The 17999-nt window shown below is 67.3% G+C and carries 16 protein-coding genes; 11 read left to right on the top strand and 5 right to left on the bottom strand.

Annotation, left to right across the window (positions count from 1 at the left end; genetic code table 11):
* Nucleotides 1-12: 12 nt before the first annotated feature.
* The 3 genes from U1769_RS02830 to U1769_RS02820 all read right to left on the bottom strand — a co-directional run bounded on the left by U1769_RS02830 (nucleotide 13) and on the right by U1769_RS02820 (nucleotide 3651).
* Nucleotides 13-1821: a DUF885 domain-containing protein gene (locus tag U1769_RS02830; RefSeq protein ID WP_332711648.1), complete on the bottom strand. Its 1809-nt coding sequence runs from the start codon at nucleotides 1819-1821 to the stop codon at nucleotides 13-15.
* A gap of 71 nt (nucleotides 1822-1892) precedes the next feature.
* Entirely contained in the window at nucleotides 1893-2969 is a 1077-nt protein-coding gene (gene dinB, locus U1769_RS02825) for a DNA polymerase IV (RefSeq protein WP_332713613.1), read from the bottom strand.
* Nucleotides 2970-2997: 28 nt separating this feature from the next.
* Nucleotides 2998-3651, bottom strand: a complete 654-nt coding sequence (locus U1769_RS02820; protein WP_332711646.1) for a sulfite oxidase-like oxidoreductase — start codon at nucleotides 3649-3651, stop codon at nucleotides 2998-3000.
* A gap of 137 nt (nucleotides 3652-3788) precedes the next feature.
* On the opposite strand from U1769_RS02820, the gene U1769_RS02815 reads away from it, so the two are divergent.
* The 3 genes from U1769_RS02815 (at nucleotide 3789) to U1769_RS02805 (ending at nucleotide 7044) form a co-directional block, all read left to right on the top strand.
* Nucleotides 3789-3914 (top strand): hypothetical protein, encoded by a 126-nt coding sequence (locus U1769_RS02815; protein ID WP_332711643.1) that lies wholly within the window; start codon nucleotides 3789-3791, stop codon nucleotides 3912-3914.
* Between the two features lie 83 nt (nucleotides 3915-3997).
* Entirely contained in the window at nucleotides 3998-5236 is a 1239-nt protein-coding gene (locus U1769_RS02810; protein WP_332711640.1) for a TolB family protein, read from the top strand.
* 173 nt (nucleotides 5237-5409) lie between these two features.
* A complete protein-coding gene (locus tag U1769_RS02805; protein WP_332711637.1) occupies nucleotides 5410-7044 on the top strand; it encodes an NAD(P)/FAD-dependent oxidoreductase in 1635 nt (544 codons plus the stop codon).
* A gap of 147 nt (nucleotides 7045-7191) precedes the next feature.
* On the opposite strand, the gene U1769_RS02800 is transcribed toward U1769_RS02805, so the two are convergent.
* Nucleotides 7192-7791: a DUF1989 domain-containing protein gene (locus U1769_RS02800; protein WP_332711634.1), complete on the bottom strand. Its 600-nt coding sequence runs from the start codon at nucleotides 7789-7791 to the stop codon at nucleotides 7192-7194.
* The gene (gene gntA / locus U1769_RS02795; RefSeq protein WP_332711632.1) at nucleotides 7788-8495 is read right to left on the bottom strand and encodes a guanitoxin biosynthesis heme-dependent pre-guanitoxin N-hydroxylase GntA; all 708 of its coding nucleotides are present in this window, start codon (nucleotides 8493-8495) and stop codon (nucleotides 7788-7790) included. Before gntA ends, U1769_RS02800 begins: the two co-directional genes overlap by 4 nt.
* 109 nt (nucleotides 8496-8604) lie before the next feature.
* Here gntA and U1769_RS02790 point away from each other — a divergent pair, with 109 nt between their 5' ends.
* From U1769_RS02790 to U1769_RS02755, 8 genes are all read left to right on the top strand, one after another.
* Nucleotides 8605-9021 (top strand): secondary thiamine-phosphate synthase enzyme YjbQ, encoded by a 417-nt coding sequence (locus tag U1769_RS02790; RefSeq protein WP_332711629.1) that lies wholly within the window; start codon nucleotides 8605-8607, stop codon nucleotides 9019-9021.
* Nucleotides 9022-9287: 266 nt separating this feature from the next.
* Nucleotides 9288-12599 carry a carboxypeptidase regulatory-like domain-containing protein gene (locus tag U1769_RS02785; RefSeq protein ID WP_332711626.1) on the top strand — a complete coding sequence of 1104 codons (3312 nt, stop codon included), beginning with the start codon at nucleotides 9288-9290 and terminating at the stop codon, nucleotides 12597-12599.
* Between the two features lie 80 nt (nucleotides 12600-12679).
* Nucleotides 12680-12946, top strand: coding sequence for a hypothetical protein (locus U1769_RS02780; protein ID WP_332711623.1), 267 nt, complete (start codon nucleotides 12680-12682; stop codon nucleotides 12944-12946).
* Nucleotides 12943-14124 carry a winged helix-turn-helix domain-containing protein gene (locus U1769_RS02775; protein ID WP_332713610.1) on the top strand — a complete coding sequence of 394 codons (1182 nt, stop codon included), beginning with the start codon at nucleotides 12943-12945 and terminating at the stop codon, nucleotides 14122-14124. Before U1769_RS02780 ends, U1769_RS02775 begins: the two co-directional genes overlap by 4 nt.
* A gap of 43 nt (nucleotides 14125-14167) precedes the next feature.
* Complete coding sequence (locus tag U1769_RS02770; protein WP_332711621.1) at nucleotides 14168-14458, top strand: UvrB/UvrC motif-containing protein; 291 nt, start codon at nucleotides 14168-14170, stop codon at nucleotides 14456-14458.
* On the top strand, nucleotides 14458-15720 hold the full coding sequence (locus tag U1769_RS02765; RefSeq protein ID WP_332711618.1) for an NRAMP family divalent metal transporter: 1263 nt from the start codon (nucleotides 14458-14460) through the stop codon (nucleotides 15718-15720). Before U1769_RS02770 ends, U1769_RS02765 begins: the two co-directional genes overlap by 1 nt.
* Before the next feature lie 133 nt (nucleotides 15721-15853).
* The gene (locus U1769_RS02760; RefSeq protein ID WP_332711616.1) at nucleotides 15854-16798 is read left to right on the top strand and encodes a hypothetical protein; all 945 of its coding nucleotides are present in this window, start codon (nucleotides 15854-15856) and stop codon (nucleotides 16796-16798) included.
* Between the two features lie 20 nt (nucleotides 16799-16818).
* On the top strand, nucleotides 16819-17940 hold the full coding sequence (locus U1769_RS02755; protein ID WP_332711613.1) for an NADH:flavin oxidoreductase/NADH oxidase: 1122 nt from the start codon (nucleotides 16819-16821) through the stop codon (nucleotides 17938-17940).
* Nucleotides 17941-17999: the final 59 nt, after the last annotated feature.

The following is a 17999-nucleotide window of genomic DNA, read 5'->3' as shown; positions in this document are numbered from 1 at the left end:
TGGCCGGTTTGGCTATGCCTTGATCGCGGCGATGCGCTCGTCGATCCGGCGCTCCAGGATGGTCAGCGGCATCGCGCCTTCCTTCAGTATCTCGTGGAACTGAGTGAGGTCGAATTTCGCGCCAAGCGCCGCCTCGGCTTTGGCCCGAGCGCGCGTCCACGCCATATGGCCGATCTTGTAGCTGCACGCCTGTCCCGCCTGGGTGCAGTAACGCTCGACTTCGCGCTGCGTGCGCGGGCGCGCGAAGCCGGTGGTGGCGACCATATAGTCTGTCGCCTTTTCCCGGCTCCATTGCTTGGCGTGGATGCCGGTATCCACCACCAGCCGCGTGGCGCGGAACAGGAAGGACTGGAGATAGCCCGCCCGTTCCAGCGGCGTCGTATAGGCGTTCAGCTCGTCCGCCAGTTGTTCGGCATACAGCGCCCAGCCTTCTGAATAAGCCGAGAAGAAGCCGATCTTGCGCAACATCGGGATGTCGCGCGATTCCTGCGCGAGGCTGATCTGGAGGTGATGGCCGGGCACGCCCTCGTGATAGGTCAGCGACGGCAGCGTGTATTTCGGCCAGTCGCCGACATCCTTCAGATTGACGAAATAGATCGCAGGCCGCGCCCCATCCAGCGAGGCCCGGTTGTAATAGCCGTTCGAGGCGCCGTCCTGAATCTCGACCGGCACCGCGCGGATTTCGAGCGGCTGAGTCGGAACGGTCGCGAAGGCCTGGGGCAGCCTGGCGTACATCGCCTTCACGCCCTCGTTCAGCCCGGCGATCAGCTCGGCCCGGCCCTCCGCCGTATTGGCGTAAAGCTGATCTGCGCGCAGGTTCAGTCGTGCCAGCCGTTCGCCGACGGTGCCGCTGGTCTCGCCATTCGCCTTCAGGATCGAGTCGAGCTGCGCCGAGATCTCGGCGACCTGGGCCAGGCCGATCCGGTGGACTTCGTCGGGGCTCATCGTCGTCGTGGTGGCCTGGTTCAGCGCCATGGCGTAGATCGCGTCGCCGCCCGGCACGCGCCAGATACCGTCGCCCGGCCTGGTCGAGGGCTTCAGCCGCTCGATCAACGCGATCTGACGGTCGAGCGCCGGATAGACCTTGGTCTCGACGATGCGCGTGGCCTGCGCCTGCCAGTCGCCGGCGATGCCCTTGGCCCCGGCGCGCTTGACCAGCGACTGAACGATGCTCGACGTCGCCGCCGGCTGGGCCCGCAGCTTGCGCATCTGGCCCAGCGTCAGATCGAGCGACCAGCCCGGCGCGAGGAAGCCCTTGGCCGCCTCGGCCTGTTGCAGGCCGCTTTCCTGATCGAGCACGGTCCCGAACTGATCGAGCCGCGAGAGATAGGCGTCGGCATCGGCCTTCTGGTTGATCGTATGCGCCGTGTTGAGGAAATCGGGGACGGAGAAATAGGCCCCGCCCTGCTGGAAGATGCGATACGGCCGGATCGCGCTGTCGATGCCGAATTTCTCCGGCGCATCGATCTGCGTCTTCAGCGAATAGCGGACGACTTCGAGGTTCAGCTTGGCGGACTCGGACAGGGCGGCGCCGTCGAACCGGGCCAGCCCGGCAAGCGCTGCCTTGGTCTGCGCCACATCCTCCGCCCGTTTTTCCAGCGTGCGCGGGGAGAGCTTGCCCTTGGCCGCCGCCAGCGCGCCCTTGTCGAGCCCGAGCGATGTCGCCAGCTCCGGCGACCGGGCGACTGCCTGCTGGAAGATCCGGTCGAACTCTGCGTCGAGCGCGGTGCCGTCCGCCGTCTGCGCGATGGCCCTGGCCGGCTTCGCCACGACAGCGAGCGTCGCGGCGGCTCCGGATGCGATGAACTGGCGGCGATCCATGGAAAAGCTCCCGTCTGAAGTCACTCTTTCCTAAGCTATTCCCGCGCGATGGCGCCAGTGAATTGGCGCCATCACGGTGCCATCAGATCGAGCTGCGGCGCGTCGTCGCCGCCATCGAAGGTCGACAAAGTCACCCCGATCAGCCTGATCCCGGCGCGCAAGGGATAGAGCGTCCGCACCAGCGCGATCGCCGTCTCGTGCAGCGCCGCGCGGTCGCTGACCGGCGCGGCGCGGGTGCGGCTGCGCGTGACCGTACGGAAATCGTCGTACCGGCATTTGACCGTCACGGTGCGGCCCCGCCCGCCGGATTTCTCGCACCACGCCCACACATCATCGGCCATCGCCAGCACGCCCTGCTCGACCTGTTCGGGGGTCACCAGATCGGTGCCATAGGTCGTCTCGGAGCCGGAGGATTTGCGCGGCCGGTCCGGATTGACCTGCCGCTCGTCCTCGCCCCGCGCGATCGCGTGATACCAGGCGCCGGCCTTGCCGAAATGCGCCTGGAGGAAGGCCATCTCCCGCGCGCGCAGGTCGGCGCCAGTGAAGATGCCGAGCCGGTTCATCTTCTCCGCGGTCTTCGGCCCCACGCCGTGGAAGCGGCCGACCGGCAGCTCGGCGACGAACGCAGCGCCGGCGCCCGGCGTGATCACGCACTGGCCGTTGGGCTTGTTCTGGTCGGAGGCGAGCTTGGCGAGGAACTTGTTGTAGGAGATGCCGGCCGACGCGGTCAGCCCGGTCGTCTCCAGGATGCGCGCGCGGATTTCCGCCGCCGTTTCGGTTGCCGAGGGGATGCCCCGCAGATTCTCGGTGACGTCGAGATAGGCCTCGTCGAGCGACAGCGGCTCGACCAGCGGCGTATAATCATGGAAGATCGCGCGGATCTGCTGCGAGACCGCGCGGTACACGTCGAAGCGCGGCGGCACGAACACCAGTTCGGCGCATCGCCGGATCGCGGTGACCGAGGGCATCGCCGATCGCACGCCGAAGCGCCGCGCCTCATAGCTTGCCGCCGCCACCACGCCGCGCCCGCTCGCGCTGCCCACCGCGACCGGCCGGCCGCGCAACGCCGGATCGTCGCGCTGCTCCACCGACGCGTAGAAGGCGTCCATGTCGACATGGATGATCTTGCGGGTCACGGTCACGGCCAGCGCTATTTAGGCCCGATCGCGCCCGCCGTCAGCTATAGCGTTCCTCGGCCCAGGGATCGCCGCGCATGTGATAGCCATTGACCTCCCAGAAACCCGGTCTGTCCGCGGCCAGGAAATCGATCCCCTTCAGCCACTTGGCGCTCTTCCAGAAATAGAGGTGCGGGATCACCAGCCGCATCGGCCCGCCATGGTCGCGCGCCAGCGGCTTGCCCTGCCAGCCATGCGCCAGGATCGCGCCCGGCGCGGCGAAATCCGCCAGCGGCACATTGGTCGAATAGCCGTCATAGCCGTGCAGCATCAGATAGGCGGCGTCTTCTTTCGGCTGGACGAGATCGAGCAGGTCGTGCGTCGCCACGCCCTGCCAGTCATTGTCGTAGCGCGACCAGGTCGTGACGCAGTGGATGTCGGTGCGCAGTCCGGTCTGCGGCAGCGCCATGAACGCTTGCCAGTCGAGCGTCACCGGATGGTCGACCAGCCCGCCGATTGTCAGCTTCCAGCGATCGAGCGGCACGTCCGGCTGCTGGCCGAGATCGAGCACCGGCCAGTCGCGTACCAGATGCTGCCCCGGCGGCAGCCGCTCGGTCTCGGGGCGGGCGATATGGCCGGTCAGGAACTTGCCTTCGCTCGCCCAGCGCTGCTTCGATCGGGTCAGCTTGCTCGCTTCGGGAATCTCGTCGTCCATGCCTCGATCCTCGCCTGACCGGCGCGATCATAGCAGCGCCTAGCCGCCGCGTGAACGCCTCGCCGATTTGACTGGAATCAAGGAAGCGCCGCGCCGTCAGTCGCAACCACTACCCATCGCAACAAAGGAGAAGCGCGATGGTCGGCAATCTCTTCCTGTATCTCGTCGTCGGCTGCATGGCGGCCTTCGTGTTCGTGATCGGCTCGCTCAGTGTCGAAGACGCGCTCCGGCACAAGGAGCCGGGCGACCGCCGGGAATCCTGAGTCCTTCCGCTTCCGCGCCGCTGCCCGGCCGTGCTAGGCCGGGGCAAGCGTAAAGCGATCGCGGAATCGGGGAGGATTCGCCAATGAAAACATTGATCCGGGCAGCCATGGTGCTTGCCCTGGGATGGTCTGCCGCGGCCATGGCGGCGGAGCCGGTCGGCCAGTTCGCCGATCACCGCGACATCGGCCATCCCGCGCATCCCGGATCGGCGCTATATGACGCGAAGACCGGCACTTACACGCTGGTCGGCGGCGGCGCGAACATGTGGGCCGGGCATGACGACTTCCACTTCGCGTGGCGGCCGATGTCCGGTCCAATGTCGCGCAACATCGCGATGCAGGTCGATCTCGATTTCGTCAGCCCGATGCCGGCGCCCAGCGCGGGCGGCTATCTCCACCGCAAGGGCGGCATCGTGCTGCGCCAGGATCTCGATCCGGATTCGGCCTATGTCGATGCGGTGCGGATGAGCAACCAGCAGCTGTCGCTGCAATATCGCGAAGTGAAGGGCGGGCCGACCCGCCTCATCTGGATCAACACCGCCCGCCAGCAGTCCGTCCGGCTCGAGAAGGTCGGCGACTATGCCTATCTCTTCGTGCCTGGCCCCGACGGCAAGCTGCGCCGCGCCGGCGGTTCGTTCAGGGTGAAGATCACCGGCAGCTATTTCCTCGGCCTCGGCGTCTGCGCGCATGATGACGGGACGAAGGAGACCATGGCGTTCAGCAAAGTGACGATCGCGCCGCTCCCGGCCGGCGCCGCCCGGCCCGGCGGCATGTCGCTCCAGACCATCCAGGCGTCCAACCCGCTCGAACAGACGGTCCTGCACCACGCGGCCGGCCCGATCGCACCAGCCGGCTGGTCGGCCGACGGCGTGTCGATCTTCTACCGCGCCGGCGGCGCCGCTTACCGCGCCACGGCGTGGGACAGCGACAAGGTAGAAACGCTGCCCGATGCGGCCCTGGCCAGCGCGGTGACCAGCCAGTCCTCGGTCTATTCGAGCGCGCTTGCCGACGGCCGGCTGACCTTGTGGCGCGCCCGGCCCGATGGCGGCGCGATGATCCGCATCGATACCGGCCCGGGCAGCGCCTTCGATCCGCGCCTCTCGCCCGACGGGAAATGGCTCGCCTATCTGACGACCGATGCGCCTCTGGCCCGCGTGCCCGCCGGCAGCGACGTCACGCTCCGCCTGATGCCGGTCGAAGGCGGCGTGCCCCGGCCGGACAAGGCAATCGTCATGTCGAACTTCGTCGGCGGCGCCGGGTCGCTCGGCGCCTCCGCCTGGTCGCCCGACAACCGGCTGATCGCCTTCCTGTCCCACGACTGACCTTCCCCTTTTCCGTTCCCCGGCGAAGGCCGGGGCCCAGTCGGGGAAGGTCGGCAATGGGGCGCAGCGCTCCGTTACTACCGACATCCCAACTGGGCCCCGGCCTTCGCCGGGGAACGGAAAGGTAAAAACCGCCGGTTGGTCAAAATCCCAACCCCCGCTAGAGCCACCCCATGTTGCGCGTTACCGAACTGGCCCTGCCGCTCCACCATCCGGACGAGGCGCTGCCCGCCGCGATCTGCAAGCGGCTCCGCATCTCCCCGCGTGAACTGGTGCGCCACGTCGTCGCGCGCCGCGCCCATGATGCGCGGGACAACCGCGCGATCATGCTGGTCTATTCGGTCGACGTGAACGTGAAGGACGAGGCGGCGGTGCTTGCCCGCTTCAAAAAGGACCGCAACGTCCAGCGCACGCCCGATACGCGCTACCATTTCGTCGCTCAGGCGCCTGCGGGGCGCAGCGGCCCGCGCCCGGTGGTGATCGGCGCCGGCCCGTGCGGCCTGTTCGCCGGCCTGATCCTTGCGCAGATGGGTTTCCGCCCGATCATCCTCGATCGCGGCAAGGTCGTGCGCGAACGCACCAAGGATACCTGGGGCCTGTGGCGCCGCAGCGTGCTCGATCCCGAATCCAACGTTCAGTTCGGGGAGGGCGGCGCCGGCACCTTTTCGGACGGCAAGCTCTACAGCCGGATCAAGGATCCGCGCCATCTCGATCGCAAGGTGCTGACCGAGTTCGTCAAGGCCGGCGCCCCTCCCGAGATCCTGACCGAGGCGCATCCCCATATCGGCACCTTCCGCCTCGTCACCATGGTCGAGCAATTGCGCGAGACGATCGAGGGGCTGGGCGGCGAATATCGCTTCCAGCACCGCGTCGACGGCATCGATGTCGCGACCGATGCGCAGGGCAACCGCAGCGTGCGCGGCCTGCATCTCCACACCGGCGACTATCTCGAGGCCGATCATGTCGTGCTCGCGGTCGGCCACAGCGCGCGCGACACCTTCGCCATGCTCCATGCCGCCGGGGTCCATGTCGAGGCCAAGCCCTTCGCGATCGGCGTGCGCATCGAACATCCGCAATCCTGGATCGATCGCGCGCGCTTCGGCGCCGATGCCGGCAACCCGATCCTGGGGGCGGCCGAATATCACATCTCGCATCACTGCTCGAACGGCCGCACGGTCTACAGCTTCTGCATGTGCCCCGGTGGCACCGTGGTCGCCGCGACCTCGGAGGAAGGCCGCGTCGCGACCAACGGCATGAGCCAATATTCGCGCAACGAGCGCAACGCGAACTCAGGCTTCGTCGTCGCGATCGATCCCGCGCGCGACTATCCCGGCGATCCGCTCGCCGGCATCGCCTTCCAGCGCCACTGGGAATCGCGCGCCTTCATCGCCGGCGGCTCCACCTACAAGGCGCCCGCGCAGCGCCTCGGCGATTTCCTCGCTGGCCGACCGTCCAAGGCGCTCGGCCAGGTAACTCCATCCTACCGCCCCGGCGTCGAGATGGCCGATCTCGCCGAATGCCTGCCCGAATTCGCGGTGACCGCGATGCGCGAGGCGCTGCCCGTCTTCGGCCGCCAGATCAGCGGCTATGATCACCCCGATGTCGTGCTGACCGGCGTCGAGACGCGCACTTCCTCGCCGGTACGCTTCACTCGCGGCGCCGATTTCCAGAGCCTCAACACCGCCGGCCTGTTTCCAGCGGGCGAGGGCGCTGGCTATGCCGGCGGTATCCTCTCCGCCGCGGTCGACGGCATCAAGGTGGCGGAAGCGGTCGCGGCAAGCGTGATGGGCGTGGCGGTGCCTGGTTAGAGGACTCGCTTGGCTGGAATCCCCTCTCTCCGTTCGGGCTGAGCTTGTCGAAGCCCTGCTCTTATCTTCCGCGGATAGAAAGAACGGCCCTTCGACAAGCTCAGGGCGAACGGAGCGCGTGGAATTCCAAATGCGCAGCTGCAGGGACTAACCCTGTGCCGCCTCGATCCGGTAATGGATCGGCTTGAAGCTTCCCCCATTGGAATCCGGCGCCGAACACGCCGTCAGCCCGATCACCAGATCGGTCTCCGCGCGGAACGCGATATGGTCGCCGGCCTTGCTGATCGGCGGCAGCACTTTCAGTTCGCCCGTCTCGCCGTCCACCGGCACGTTCATGAAGCAATTGAACGCGGTCGGGATGCGGTCCGGCACTATGCCGTAGGGCGCCAGCGCCTCAGCGAGGTTGCCGAAACACCCGCGATGCGGCGTCAAATCGTCGTACAGCAGCCGGAACGTGTCCGCCGAGCACGGCGTCAGCAGGAAATCATGCCGGCCGACCGTGTCCTCGACGATCTCCAGCAGCACGTTGGATCGGTTGGAATAGAGCTTGTCGCCGGTCGTAAGATAGATGCGCGACGCATAATCGAGCGTGCGACCGGAGGAGATCACTTCCTCGGTATCCGCCGCGTTGAACGCCAGCAGATCGGCGACCTGCTCGCCGCGCGGATCGATCACCACCAGGGTTTCGCCCTTCGCCAGGCGAAAGGCGGTGCCGCTGCGCTCGGGGATTTCGGTCACGGCGTTCATTTGGCTTGCCCTGCATAACGGAAGGGGCAGGCCCAGTCATTGCCCACCACACGGCCGCTATATTGGCGCGCCTCGCTGGTATCGCCGTGCCGCGCCAGCATCGGGTTGCGCGATCCGGCCAGCGCTTCGTCGCGCACCAGGATCTTCTCGCGCATGCCCTCATATTTGCCCTGCGCGCGCAGCGTCTCGAACTGGTCGTGCAGGTTGAACACCATCGCCGGCCGCCCGAAGCGCCGCGCCGGGCGGCTGGCGTGCGGATGCAGGCCGACGATGAAGAAGGCCTCTCCACCGAAGCTCAGCGAGAAATGCGGGTTTTCCGGATCGGGGCTCACCGCCGGATCATAATCCTGGCCGCGCCACACATCCTTGTCCGACAGCGACTGGACTCGCTTCCACAGCGCCGCTTCGAACTCGGCCTCGGGCAGATCCTCGGGCCCCTCGAAGACGACGGCGAAGCTGCGGAACAGGGCAGGGGCCTCGCGATAGGCCGCGGCAAAGGCCAGGAGCCCGTCATGGATGCGCAGATCGTCCCATGCACTGTCGATCCGGTTGCAGGCGAGCACCTGCAACGTCCCGCGCGCAAGCGCGGCCTTGGCGCCGACACAGGGAAAGGCCGGCGCATCGACCATCGCGTGCATCATCGCTTGCAGTTCGTCCTGCGCGTGGTGCTGCCAGGGGTGGAGTGGGGTAGAGGGTACGGTCATCAGACCGACTAGACGCATATCGGGTCTGGCCGTTCCCAGGATTCGCACTGATATAGAGCAAGACAGTTTTGCTGGACGATCCCGCCGCAATCACAGGACGCGAAAGAAGATGCGACAGCATAGCGGAATCATCGCAATCGAGACGCGGCGGCAGGGACTGGTCGAGATCACTGGGCAGATCGTCGATTGGGCCGATCGTCACGAAATGGATTCGGGTCTGCTCACGATCTTCTGTCGCCACACCTCGGCTTCCTTGCTGATCCAGGAGAATGCCGCGCCCGAGGTCCGCACGGACCTGGAGGATTTCTTCGCCCGCATCGCGCCCGAGGACGCGTCCTACGCTCATGACGATGAAGGGCCGGACGATATGCCGGCGCATCTGCGCACTGCGCTCACGCAGGTTCAGCTGTCGATCCCGCTGATCGGCGGGCGTCCGGCGCTTGGCACCTGGCAGGGCATTTATCTGTTCGAGCATCGCCGCCGGCCGCACCGCCGGGAGGTCGCGCTGCACCTGATCGGCGAATAGGCTCCGGCTACGCGAGACTATCGCGCCGGATTTTACCGCCAAAGCGGTTCAGACAAGTGTTGTCGCGGCTTTGATCAGTCCTTTTCCTGTGATATGATCAGAGCAATCAAAAAAATATGGGTCGCAAACGGGCGTCATCTGCAAATCGGGAATCGATCGATTCCGGAAATGTGGGCGATTGCCTGCTGAACTGCGACTGACTGTGGTCGGTAATTTTTGTGCTGCGCAATTTGCGTCGATAACTCGGCGCGAAGGAGGATATTGCTATGCTGATGACTTCGCTCGCCCGGTTGCGGGGCTCGACGCGTATCGTCTGGACGGTCCTCCTCCTCGCGCTGGTGCTGCTCGCCGCGCTTGCCTTCCAATATTCGGCCGGGGTCGCGCAGCCGTCGCGCGCCGTCCCGGTGCGCGTGACGGGCACGCTGAAGCTCGTCGTACCGCGCGCGCCGAGCATCGTCGCGGCGATCCAGGCCACCGCCATCGCCCTGCCGGACCAGAAGGTCTTCCTGCGATCCGCCACCGGCGTCGACGTGGCGAGCGCGGTGACCACGCTCGACGGCCGCTTCGATCTGATCGCTCCGGTGGGCGGGATCTATCAGGTGTGCTGGGCGATCGCTGACGCGAAGGGCTGCTCGAAAGCGCTGACCGTCCGTCGCAAGACGGTCGGCGCGCAGGACGTGCTCGCCCGGCTCGGCTCGCCCGTCCTCTACGGCGTTAGCCTTACCGGGGATAACCGGCCCTGCTGGATCAGCGACAGCTTCTTCCGGCTGGATGTTGCGACCGTGGTTGCCGCCGGCGGCAGGAAAGTGCGCGCCAATATCCGCGGCGAATATGCCATTACCGGCCTCGCGCCCGGTGCCTATACCGTCACGGCGGCGTGCGAAAAGGCGAAGACGAGCGTGCCGGTCACGCTGGCGGCGGGCGGTGCGCGGGTGAATCTGCCGCTGCCCAATCGCGCGCCGCGGCTCGTCACCGTCTTCGCGACGGACGGCAGCAAATCGATCCGTCGCGCGGTCGCCGGCTCGACGGTGAAGGTGATTGCCCAGTCGCGCGATGCCGATGGCGATTCGATCGAATATAGCTGGCGCACGATTGAGGGCGGCGCGATCGGAACCGGCAATGGCGATTCCGAGAAATGGCAGATCCCGTCCGAACCCGGCCTCGCCGCTGCCTATGTGATCGCGCGCGACGGCAAGGGCGGCTATGCCTATCGCCGCATCGAGTTGCGCGCCGGCCCGCCCGATCTCGCCTTTTCGGGCGTGGTGCTTGACGAGGTGACGCAGGCGCCGCTCGGCGGCGCGGCGGTCAGCGTCGGGGGCGCTTCGGTCAAGACCAGTGCCAATGGCTGGTTCGCGCTCACCGCCAGCCCGCGCCCGGACGATCGCTATGTGCTGAACATCGCCCGCGCCAATTATGCGCCGGTCTCGCGCGTCTATGACAAGGACGCGACGGGCGCGACCTATGAGATGATCCGCGCGCAGGTCGAGACGGTGCCGCCAGGCGGTGTCGTCGAGATCGCCGATACGCGCAGCTCCGGCCCGTGCGGCGGGACGACCGCGCAGGATCGCCGCCGGCCGCTCACCCGGCTGGTGAAGCCGACATTATACCGCGCGCCGACCGACAAGGCCGATTCGCGCGAGGCGGCGGCGCTCCGCAAGCGCAGCGACGCGGCGTTGCTCGCGGCCGCGGCCAAGCAGACGCGCTGCGATCCGCGCGGCGTGCAGATCACCGTTCCGGCCGGCGCGCTGGTCGGCCCCGGCGGGGTCGCGCCGGTCGGCGCGATCCAGGCATCCTCGGCCTCGCTCAACCCGGCGCGCCGCGCCATTCCCGGCGATTACCAGGCGACGCCACTTGGCGGTGGCCGTGCCGAGCTGCGCAGCTACGGCGCGGTCTATGCCAAATTCACCGACGCGGCCGGCAACCCGCTCAATCTCCGGTCCGGCCAGACGGCCGAGATTCGCGTGCCCGTCTCGGACGAGGCCCGGCCGGCCGCGCCGCCAAGCATCGCGCTCTGGTCCTATGACAACAAGGCCGGGTTGTGGGTCGAGGAAGGCACCGCGCCCCTGCAGAATACGCCGTCGGGCTGGGCCTATGTCGGCAAGACCCGGCATTTCTCTGAACTCAACATGGATGTCGCCGGCACCGATCCGGATCATGCGACCTGCGTGCGAGTCGAGGTCGGGCCCGATTTCAACGGCTGGTCCGATCTGGTCCTGCGTGCCTATGTCTCGTTCGGGGGCGCCCCGCCGCCCCAGGTCAAGGAAGTCGCGCTCGACAACCAGCAATATCACGCGATCTTCCGCATCCCGTTCAACACCGGCTTCCCCAACAGCTTGCGGCTGGAGCTGCGCGGGAAGGCCAACAACCAGCAGGTCGTGCTGCTCGACAACATCATCAACACCGATGCGCCGCCGCACCACGCGATGACCACGCCCGATCTGTGGCCCGATTCGCCCTATACCGATTGCACGCCGGTGGTGCTCACCGCCGCGCCCGGCGTGGTGCCGCCGTACGGCGACATTGACGGGTTCGGCCGCCCGGCCTTCCTCGCCGGGCCCTATGGCAGCTTCAACCCGGCGAATGGCGAGCAGCAGGCGACCGATTATTATGCCGCGCTCGACAACCCCACGCCCAAGCCGACGCTCGGCGACTGGTGGGGCGCCAACGGGTTCGACAATAACGGCAACAGCGTGAGTGCAAATTTCGTCACGGCCAATTATCTCAACCATAACGATCTCGGCTTTGGCCGCGGCATGCATTGCCTCAAGACCGGGCAGAAGCTCGCCTGCTACGTCACCAATTACGGGCTGCCCGACCAGAATCCGCAAAATGCGGACGATGCCGTCAGCCACACCGCACCCGGCGCCACCGTCGCGATGGAATATGATCCGGCGGCGATCGGGGACGAGCAGGTCCAGTTCTACGTCTATGGCGGCGGCGCCGTGGCCGGATCGGGCCGGCTGAAATTCGCCGACCTCGACGGGTTCGGGCCGAAGCCGGTGCCGGCCTTGTGCCAGACCTGCCATGGCGGCGGGCCGGGGCTCAACGGCAACAACAAGGCGGCCGGCGCGCATTTCCGCGAATTCGATCTGCCGAGCTTCCGTTATTCCGGCAATCGCAGCTGGGATTATGGCCAGGCGATCGGCGCGACGACGCCCTCGGCGGCTGAATTCAACGCCTTTGCCCGGCTCAACCAGTTCGTCCGCGACAGCAATACCGGCAACGAGATCGCGAACGTGATCAACGGCTGGTATCCCGGCAACAATTTCACCGGACGGCCGCAGCTGCCACCGACGCCGGCGAGCTGGTCGGGCCATGCGAACGAATATCGCCTCGTCTATGGCCAGACCTGCCGGACCTGCCACATTGCGCGCGACTATCCCGATTTCGTCGGGGCGGGCGGGCTCGATTTCTACAAGAACAGCTTCGTCGTCGATCTGGTCTGCGGATCGGGCACTCCGAAAGTGCGCACCATGCCCAATGCGAGCATCACCTATCGCAACTTCTGGGCCGATACGCCGCGGGTGCATCTCTACGAAACGCTGGTCGGCCGGCCGATCGACAGCTGCAAGAGTTGACCGGTCCGGTCGATCGGTGCTTGGCGCGGCGCGCCGGGCAGGGCATCTAGCCGATCGGGCGCGGTTCGCCCGATCGGGGAATGGCTGTGGATCTCGACGCGCTGCTGCATCACTATTTCGGCACGACCGAGATCGAGACGCTCGACGAAGCGGCGATCGAACTCGGCATCGAACGGCTCGGCACCGGCTTCTGGAGCGAGCCGGATGCCGGGCGCCGCTTCGCGCTCTGGGCATTGCTCCATTCGCTCGGTGAAGCGCCCGATCCGGCAACGGCCTTCAAGACTCAGCGCGAGCGCGATGCGGCGTTCGATTTCCTGCGCGCCGCCGACCGGGCTGAACGCCCCTGACCGAGCGGCTGTCGCTGGCGCAGGCGCGACGGATCGCGCTGGCCGCGCAGGGCTTCGGCGCCGCGCATCCGGCGCGCGCCGATCAGGGCCAGCTGCGCCGCACGGTCGATCGGCTGTCGCTGCACCAGATCGACAGCGTCAACGTGCTGGTGCGCGCGCATTATCTGCCCGCCTTTTCGCGGCTCGGCAGCTATGATCGCGGGCTGCTCGATCGCGCTGCCTGGGGCCGCCGGAGCGAGCGGCGTCTGTTCGAATATTGGGCGCATGAGGCATCGCTGCTCCCACTCGCGCTTCATCCGCTGTTGCGCTGGCGCATGGCGCGCGCCGATCGCGGCGATACCGGCTGGAAATCGATGCGTGTCTTCGCCGGCGAGCGTCGGCCCGAGGCCGAGGCGATCCTCGCCCGCATCCGCGCCGAAGGTCCGCTTGCCGCCTCGGATTTCGAGGAGGGCAAGAGCAGCACGGGCTGGTGGGCGTGGGGCGCGACCAAGCATGCGCTCGAATGGCTGTTCTGGGCCGGCCACATCACCACCGCGACGCGCCGGCGCAGCTTCGAGCGCGTCTACGACCTTACCGAGCGCGTCATCCCACCCGGCATCCTCGCGCTGCCCACGCCGACCGAGGACGCTGCCCACCGCGCGCTGATCGAGCGTTCCGCGCGCGCCCATGGCATCGCCACCACGATCGATCTGCGCGATTATTTCCGGCTGCGGCCGGCCGAGGCCAGCGCAGCGGTCGCCGCGCTGGCCGAGGAAGGCGTGCTGATTCCGGTCGAAGTGCCGGGCTGGTCGCAGCCGGCCTGGCTCCACCGCGACGCACGCCGCCCGCGCCGGGTGCAGGGCGCGGCCTTGCTCGCGCCGTTCGATCCTTTGGTGTGGGAACGCGACCGGACCGAGCGGCTGTTCGGTTTCCGCTACCGCATCGAGATCTACACGCCCGCGGAAAAACGCATCCATGGCTATTACGTCCTGCCCTTCCTGCTCGACGACCGCATCGTCGCGCGCGTCGATCTGAAGGCCGACCGCCAGACCTCCCGCCTGCTCGCTCACCGCGTGTCGCTCGAGCCCGGCGCGCCGGCCGACACGGTGGAGCGGCTGGTCATCGAGCTGCGCCGCATGGCCGACTGGCTTCTGCTCGACGAAGTGGTGCTTGGGCCGGTCGTATCGGGCGATCTGTGATGCCGTTTGCGGGTCCGTGCGCGCCGTGCGACGTTGTGCCGCGATGAGCGACGAGATCGAACACTTGCAGCAACGCATGGAGGCGGCGGCAGCGGCGCTCGATTTCGAGGAAGCGCGCCGCTTGCGCGATCAGCTCAACCTGTTGCGCGGCGGCGCTTCGGCGGAGGAGGCGGCGGCGGTCGACACCTCCGGGCTTACGCGCCAGCAGCCCGGGCGCATGGGCCTCGGCACCAGCCAGCAGCGCATGACGCCGCCGCCCGGCTGGCGGCCGCCGCCCAAGCCCGATCCGATGACCCGCAAGACCGGGCGGCGCCCGCGCAAGAAGGACAGCTGATGACGCCGGAACCGCCGCTACGCCGGCCCACCTTGCTGAAACAGCTCGGCCCCGGCCTGATCACCGGCGCAGCCGACGACGATCCCAGCGGCATCGCCACTTATTCGCAGGCCGGCGCGCAATTCGGCTTCGGCCTGCTCTGGACTTTGGTGCTGACCTATCCGCTGATGACTGCGGTTCAGCTGGTCAGCGCCCGGATCGGCCGGGTGACCGATGCCGGCCTCGCGCGCAACATGCTGAAGGTGCTGCCGGTCTGGGCCGTGCTCGGCCTGGTCGCGCTGCTGTTCGTCGCCAACACGATCAATATCGGCGCCGATCTCGCCGCGATGGGCGCGGCGGCCGAGCTCGTGCTCGGCTGGGGCGATCATGTCTTCACCGCCGTCTTCGCGCTCGTGTCGCTCGGGCTCCAGATCTTCGTGCCCTATCATCGCTACGCCGCGATCCTGAAATGGCTGACTCTGGTGCTGCTCGCCTATGTCGCGCTGATCCTCATGATCCACGTCGATTGGGTGGCGGTCGGCTGGGGCATGGTCTGGCCGACCATTGCCGGCACTGCCGCGATCACCACGGTGGTCGCGCTGTTCGGCACCACGATCAGCCCCTATCTCTTCTTCTGGCAGAGTTCTCAGGAAGTGGAGGAGCTCGATCAGGACAAGTCCATGCACGCCCTGAACGACGCCCCCGGCGAAGCGGCCGGCGCGTTCCGCCGCATCAGCTTCGATACCTTTGCCGGCATGGCGGTGTCGAACCTGGTCGCGCTGGCGATCATGATCGGCACGGCGGCGACGCTCCACGCCTCGGGCCGCACCGATATCCAGACGGCGGCCGACGCCGCCGATGCGCTGCGCCCGATCGCCGGGCAGTTCGCCTTCCTGCTGTTCAGCCTGGGCATCATCGGCACCGGCATGCTGGCGATCCCGGTACTGGCCGGCTCGGCCGCCTATGCCATTGGCGAGGCGCTGGGCTGGACGATCGGGCTCGATCGCAAGCCGCTCGAGGCGAAGGGCTTCTATACCGTGGTCGGCGCGGCGACCCTGCTCGGCATCGGCATCGACTGGTCGCCGATCGATCCGATCAAGGCCCTGTTCTGGAGCGCGGTGATCAACGGCGTGGTCGCGGTGCCGATCATGGCGGTGATGATGATCGTCGTCTCGCGCAAGTCGACCATGGGCGCCTACACCGCTTCGTTCGGGCTGCGCTTCTTCGGCTGGACGGCGACCGCGGTGATGGCGGCGGCCGCCGTGGCGATGTTCGCGATGTGACAGCTACGGCGTACGATGATGTTTCATAAACTATTGAAATATAATGATAATTTCTGAAATTAGACGTCTGGGAAAATGTCAGCGACCTGCATGACATTCCCACCAGGCACGCCCGCTATCCCGGCGCCCTTTTATGAACGCCGGCCGCACCTATCTTCCTGACGTCAACCGCCCGCCGGGATTCACCATGACGCCGAAACGCCTTCTCCTGCAGACCACGATCGAGCCGACGCATGACGACTGGAGCATCGCCCGCTTCTCGCTGCTGGAGGCCTATCTCGCGGGCCTGACCGGTCCGGACGGCGCGCCGCTCTATGACGTCACGGCGCGGGATCGCGCTGCTCCGCCGGGCGCCGACGATCCAGTCCTTTCCAATCTCGACGAGAGCGATTTCGATGCATTGTGGTTGTTCGCGGTGGATGTCGGCGACGGCCTGAACGCGCGGGAATCCGCAGCGATCGGCCGCTTCAACGATCGCGGCGGCGGCCTGCTGGTCGCGCGCGACCATATGGATCTGGGCTGCTCGGTCTGCGATCTCGGCGGCGTCGGCCGGGCCCACCATTTCCATTCGCACAATCTGGACCCGGACGAAGCACGCCACGTGATCGACGATCCCTTCACCACCCAGATCCTCTGGCCGAACTTCCATTCCGGCGCGAACGGCGATTATCAGGAGATCCGGCCGGCCGGTCCGGTCCATCCGCTGCTCGCCGATGCCGATGCGCCGGACGGCGTCCTGCGCTTCCTCCCCGCCCATCCGCATGAGGGCGATGTCTCCGCCCCGTCCGATGCGCCGGGCGCGCGGGTCATCGCCACTGGCTCCAGCATCGTAACCGGCGCCGAATTCGCGATCGCGGTGGCCTTCGACCCGCAGGAGACGGGCGCCGGCCCCGGCGTGGCGGAATCCTCCTTCCATCACTTCGCCGACTATAATTGGGATCCCGGCTACGGCGCGCCCAGCTTCGTCACGGAGCCGCCCGGGCGCGGCATCTTGGACAATGCGGAGGCGGCACGCTCCACCCGGCGCTATGTCGCCAATCTTGCTGCGTGGCTCGCCGACGGGCGCCGCCCGAACTAACCCTCTCAGCGGAGACTATAATGGCCGGCCCCAAACTCTTCGAACCGCTCAACGTCGGGCAATTGTCGCTGCACAACCGCATCGTCATCGCCCCGATGTGTCAATATTCGGCGGTCGATGGCTGCATGACGGACTGGCACCTCATCCATCTCGGCCATCTCGCTTTGTCCGGCGCGGCACTGCTGACGATCGAGGCGACGGCGGTGCTGCCGGAGGGGCGCATCTCCTACGCCGATGTCGGCCTGTGGGACGACCGGACCGAGGAAGCGATGGCGCGCACGCTGGACAGCATCCGCCGTCATTCCGACATGCCGATCGCGATCCAGCTCGGCCATGCCGGTCGCAAGGCGTCGACCGATCTTCCCTGGCTCGGCGGTGCGCAGCTTCGGCCCGATACCGCCAATGGCTGGCAGACCGTGGCGCCGTCGGCGCTGCACTTCGCGCCGGGCGAAAACGCGCCGGTCGCGCTCGACGCCGCTGGCCTGGCGCGCGTCCGCGACGGCTTCGTTGACGCTGCACGCCGGGCCGCGCGGCTCGGCATCGACGCCGTCCAGCTCCACGGCGCCCATGGCTATCTGCTTCACCAGTTCCTCTCGCCGCTCTCCAACCGGCGCGAGGACGAGTATGGCGGTAGCCTCGAAAACCGCCTGCGCTTCCCGCTCGAAGTGTTCGATGCAGTGCGGCAGGCCTTTCCCGCCGAGCGGCCAGTGACGATGCGCGTCTCGGGCACGGACTGGGTTCCGGGCGGCTGGGACGTCGAACAGACCATCGCCTTCGCCCACGCGCTCGAAGCGCGGGGCTGCGCCGCCATCCATGTGTCGAGCGGCGGCCTCGATCCGCGGCAGGAGATCCCGATCGGGCCAAGCTACCAGGTCCCGCTCGCCCGCGCGGTGAAGCAGGCCGTCGGCATCCCGGTCGTGGCGGTCGGCATGATTACGGATTATGAACAGGCCGAGGCGATCATCGGCACCGGCGATGCCGATCTGATCGCGCTCGCGCGCACGATCCTGTTCGATCCGCGCTGGCCGTGGCACGCCGCCGCCCATCTCGGCGGCCGGGTGCGCGCGCCCAACCAGTATCTCCGCTCCCAGCCCCGGCAATATCGCTCGCTGTTCGATCTCCCCGGCAGCGCCGAGGGGTAGCGCGCCTATTGGGGTCATTGCGCATATGGCGGGGCAGCGGCCCCGCTACGATGGCGGGA

Origin of the sequence: Parasphingomonas zepuensis (assembly GCF_036663735.1) — a bacterium.
In the GTDB taxonomy this organism is placed as follows: domain Bacteria; phylum Pseudomonadota; class Alphaproteobacteria; order Sphingomonadales; family Sphingomonadaceae; genus Sphingomonas.
Note: the sequence above shows the minus strand (reverse complement) of the source record. Positions and strands in the feature narration are given on the sequence as shown.

What these genes read in the sequence shown, in the direction of transcription:
- U1769_RS02800 (WP_332711634.1), bottom strand. Translation starts at nt 7,791, where the DNA reads ATGAACGCCGTGACCGAAATCCCCGAGCGCAGCGGCACCGCCTTTCGC.
- U1769_RS02790 (WP_332711629.1), top strand. Translation starts at nt 8,605, where the DNA reads ATGCGACAGCATAGCGGAATCATCGCAATCGAGACGCGGCGGCAGGGA.
- U1769_RS02755 (WP_332711613.1), top strand. Translation starts at nt 16,819, where the DNA reads ATGGCCGGCCCCAAACTCTTCGAACCGCTCAACGTCGGGCAATTGTCG.
- U1769_RS02765 (WP_332711618.1), top strand. Translation starts at nt 14,458, where the DNA reads ATGACGCCGGAACCGCCGCTACGCCGGCCCACCTTGCTGAAACAGCTC.
- U1769_RS02780 (WP_332711623.1), top strand. Translation starts at nt 12,680, where the DNA reads ATGGCTGTGGATCTCGACGCGCTGCTGCATCACTATTTCGGCACGACC.
- gntA (WP_332711632.1), bottom strand. Translation starts at nt 8,495, where the DNA reads ATGACCGTACCCTCTACCCCACTCCACCCCTGGCAGCACCACGCGCAG.
- U1769_RS02820 (WP_332711646.1), bottom strand. Translation starts at nt 3,651, where the DNA reads ATGGACGACGAGATTCCCGAAGCGAGCAAGCTGACCCGATCGAAGCAG.
- U1769_RS02805 (WP_332711637.1), top strand. Translation starts at nt 5,410, where the DNA reads ATGTTGCGCGTTACCGAACTGGCCCTGCCGCTCCACCATCCGGACGAG.
- U1769_RS02830 (WP_332711648.1), bottom strand. Translation starts at nt 1,821, where the DNA reads ATGGATCGCCGCCAGTTCATCGCATCCGGAGCCGCCGCGACGCTCGCT.
- U1769_RS02785 (WP_332711626.1), top strand. Translation starts at nt 9,288, where the DNA reads ATGCTGATGACTTCGCTCGCCCGGTTGCGGGGCTCGACGCGTATCGTC.
- U1769_RS02760 (WP_332711616.1), top strand. Translation starts at nt 15,854, where the DNA reads ATGAACGCCGGCCGCACCTATCTTCCTGACGTCAACCGCCCGCCGGGA.
- U1769_RS02810 (WP_332711640.1), top strand. Translation starts at nt 3,998, where the DNA reads ATGAAAACATTGATCCGGGCAGCCATGGTGCTTGCCCTGGGATGGTCT.
- U1769_RS02770 (WP_332711621.1), top strand. Translation starts at nt 14,168, where the DNA reads ATGAGCGACGAGATCGAACACTTGCAGCAACGCATGGAGGCGGCGGCA.
- U1769_RS02815 (WP_332711643.1), top strand. Translation starts at nt 3,789, where the DNA reads ATGGTCGGCAATCTCTTCCTGTATCTCGTCGTCGGCTGCATGGCGGCC.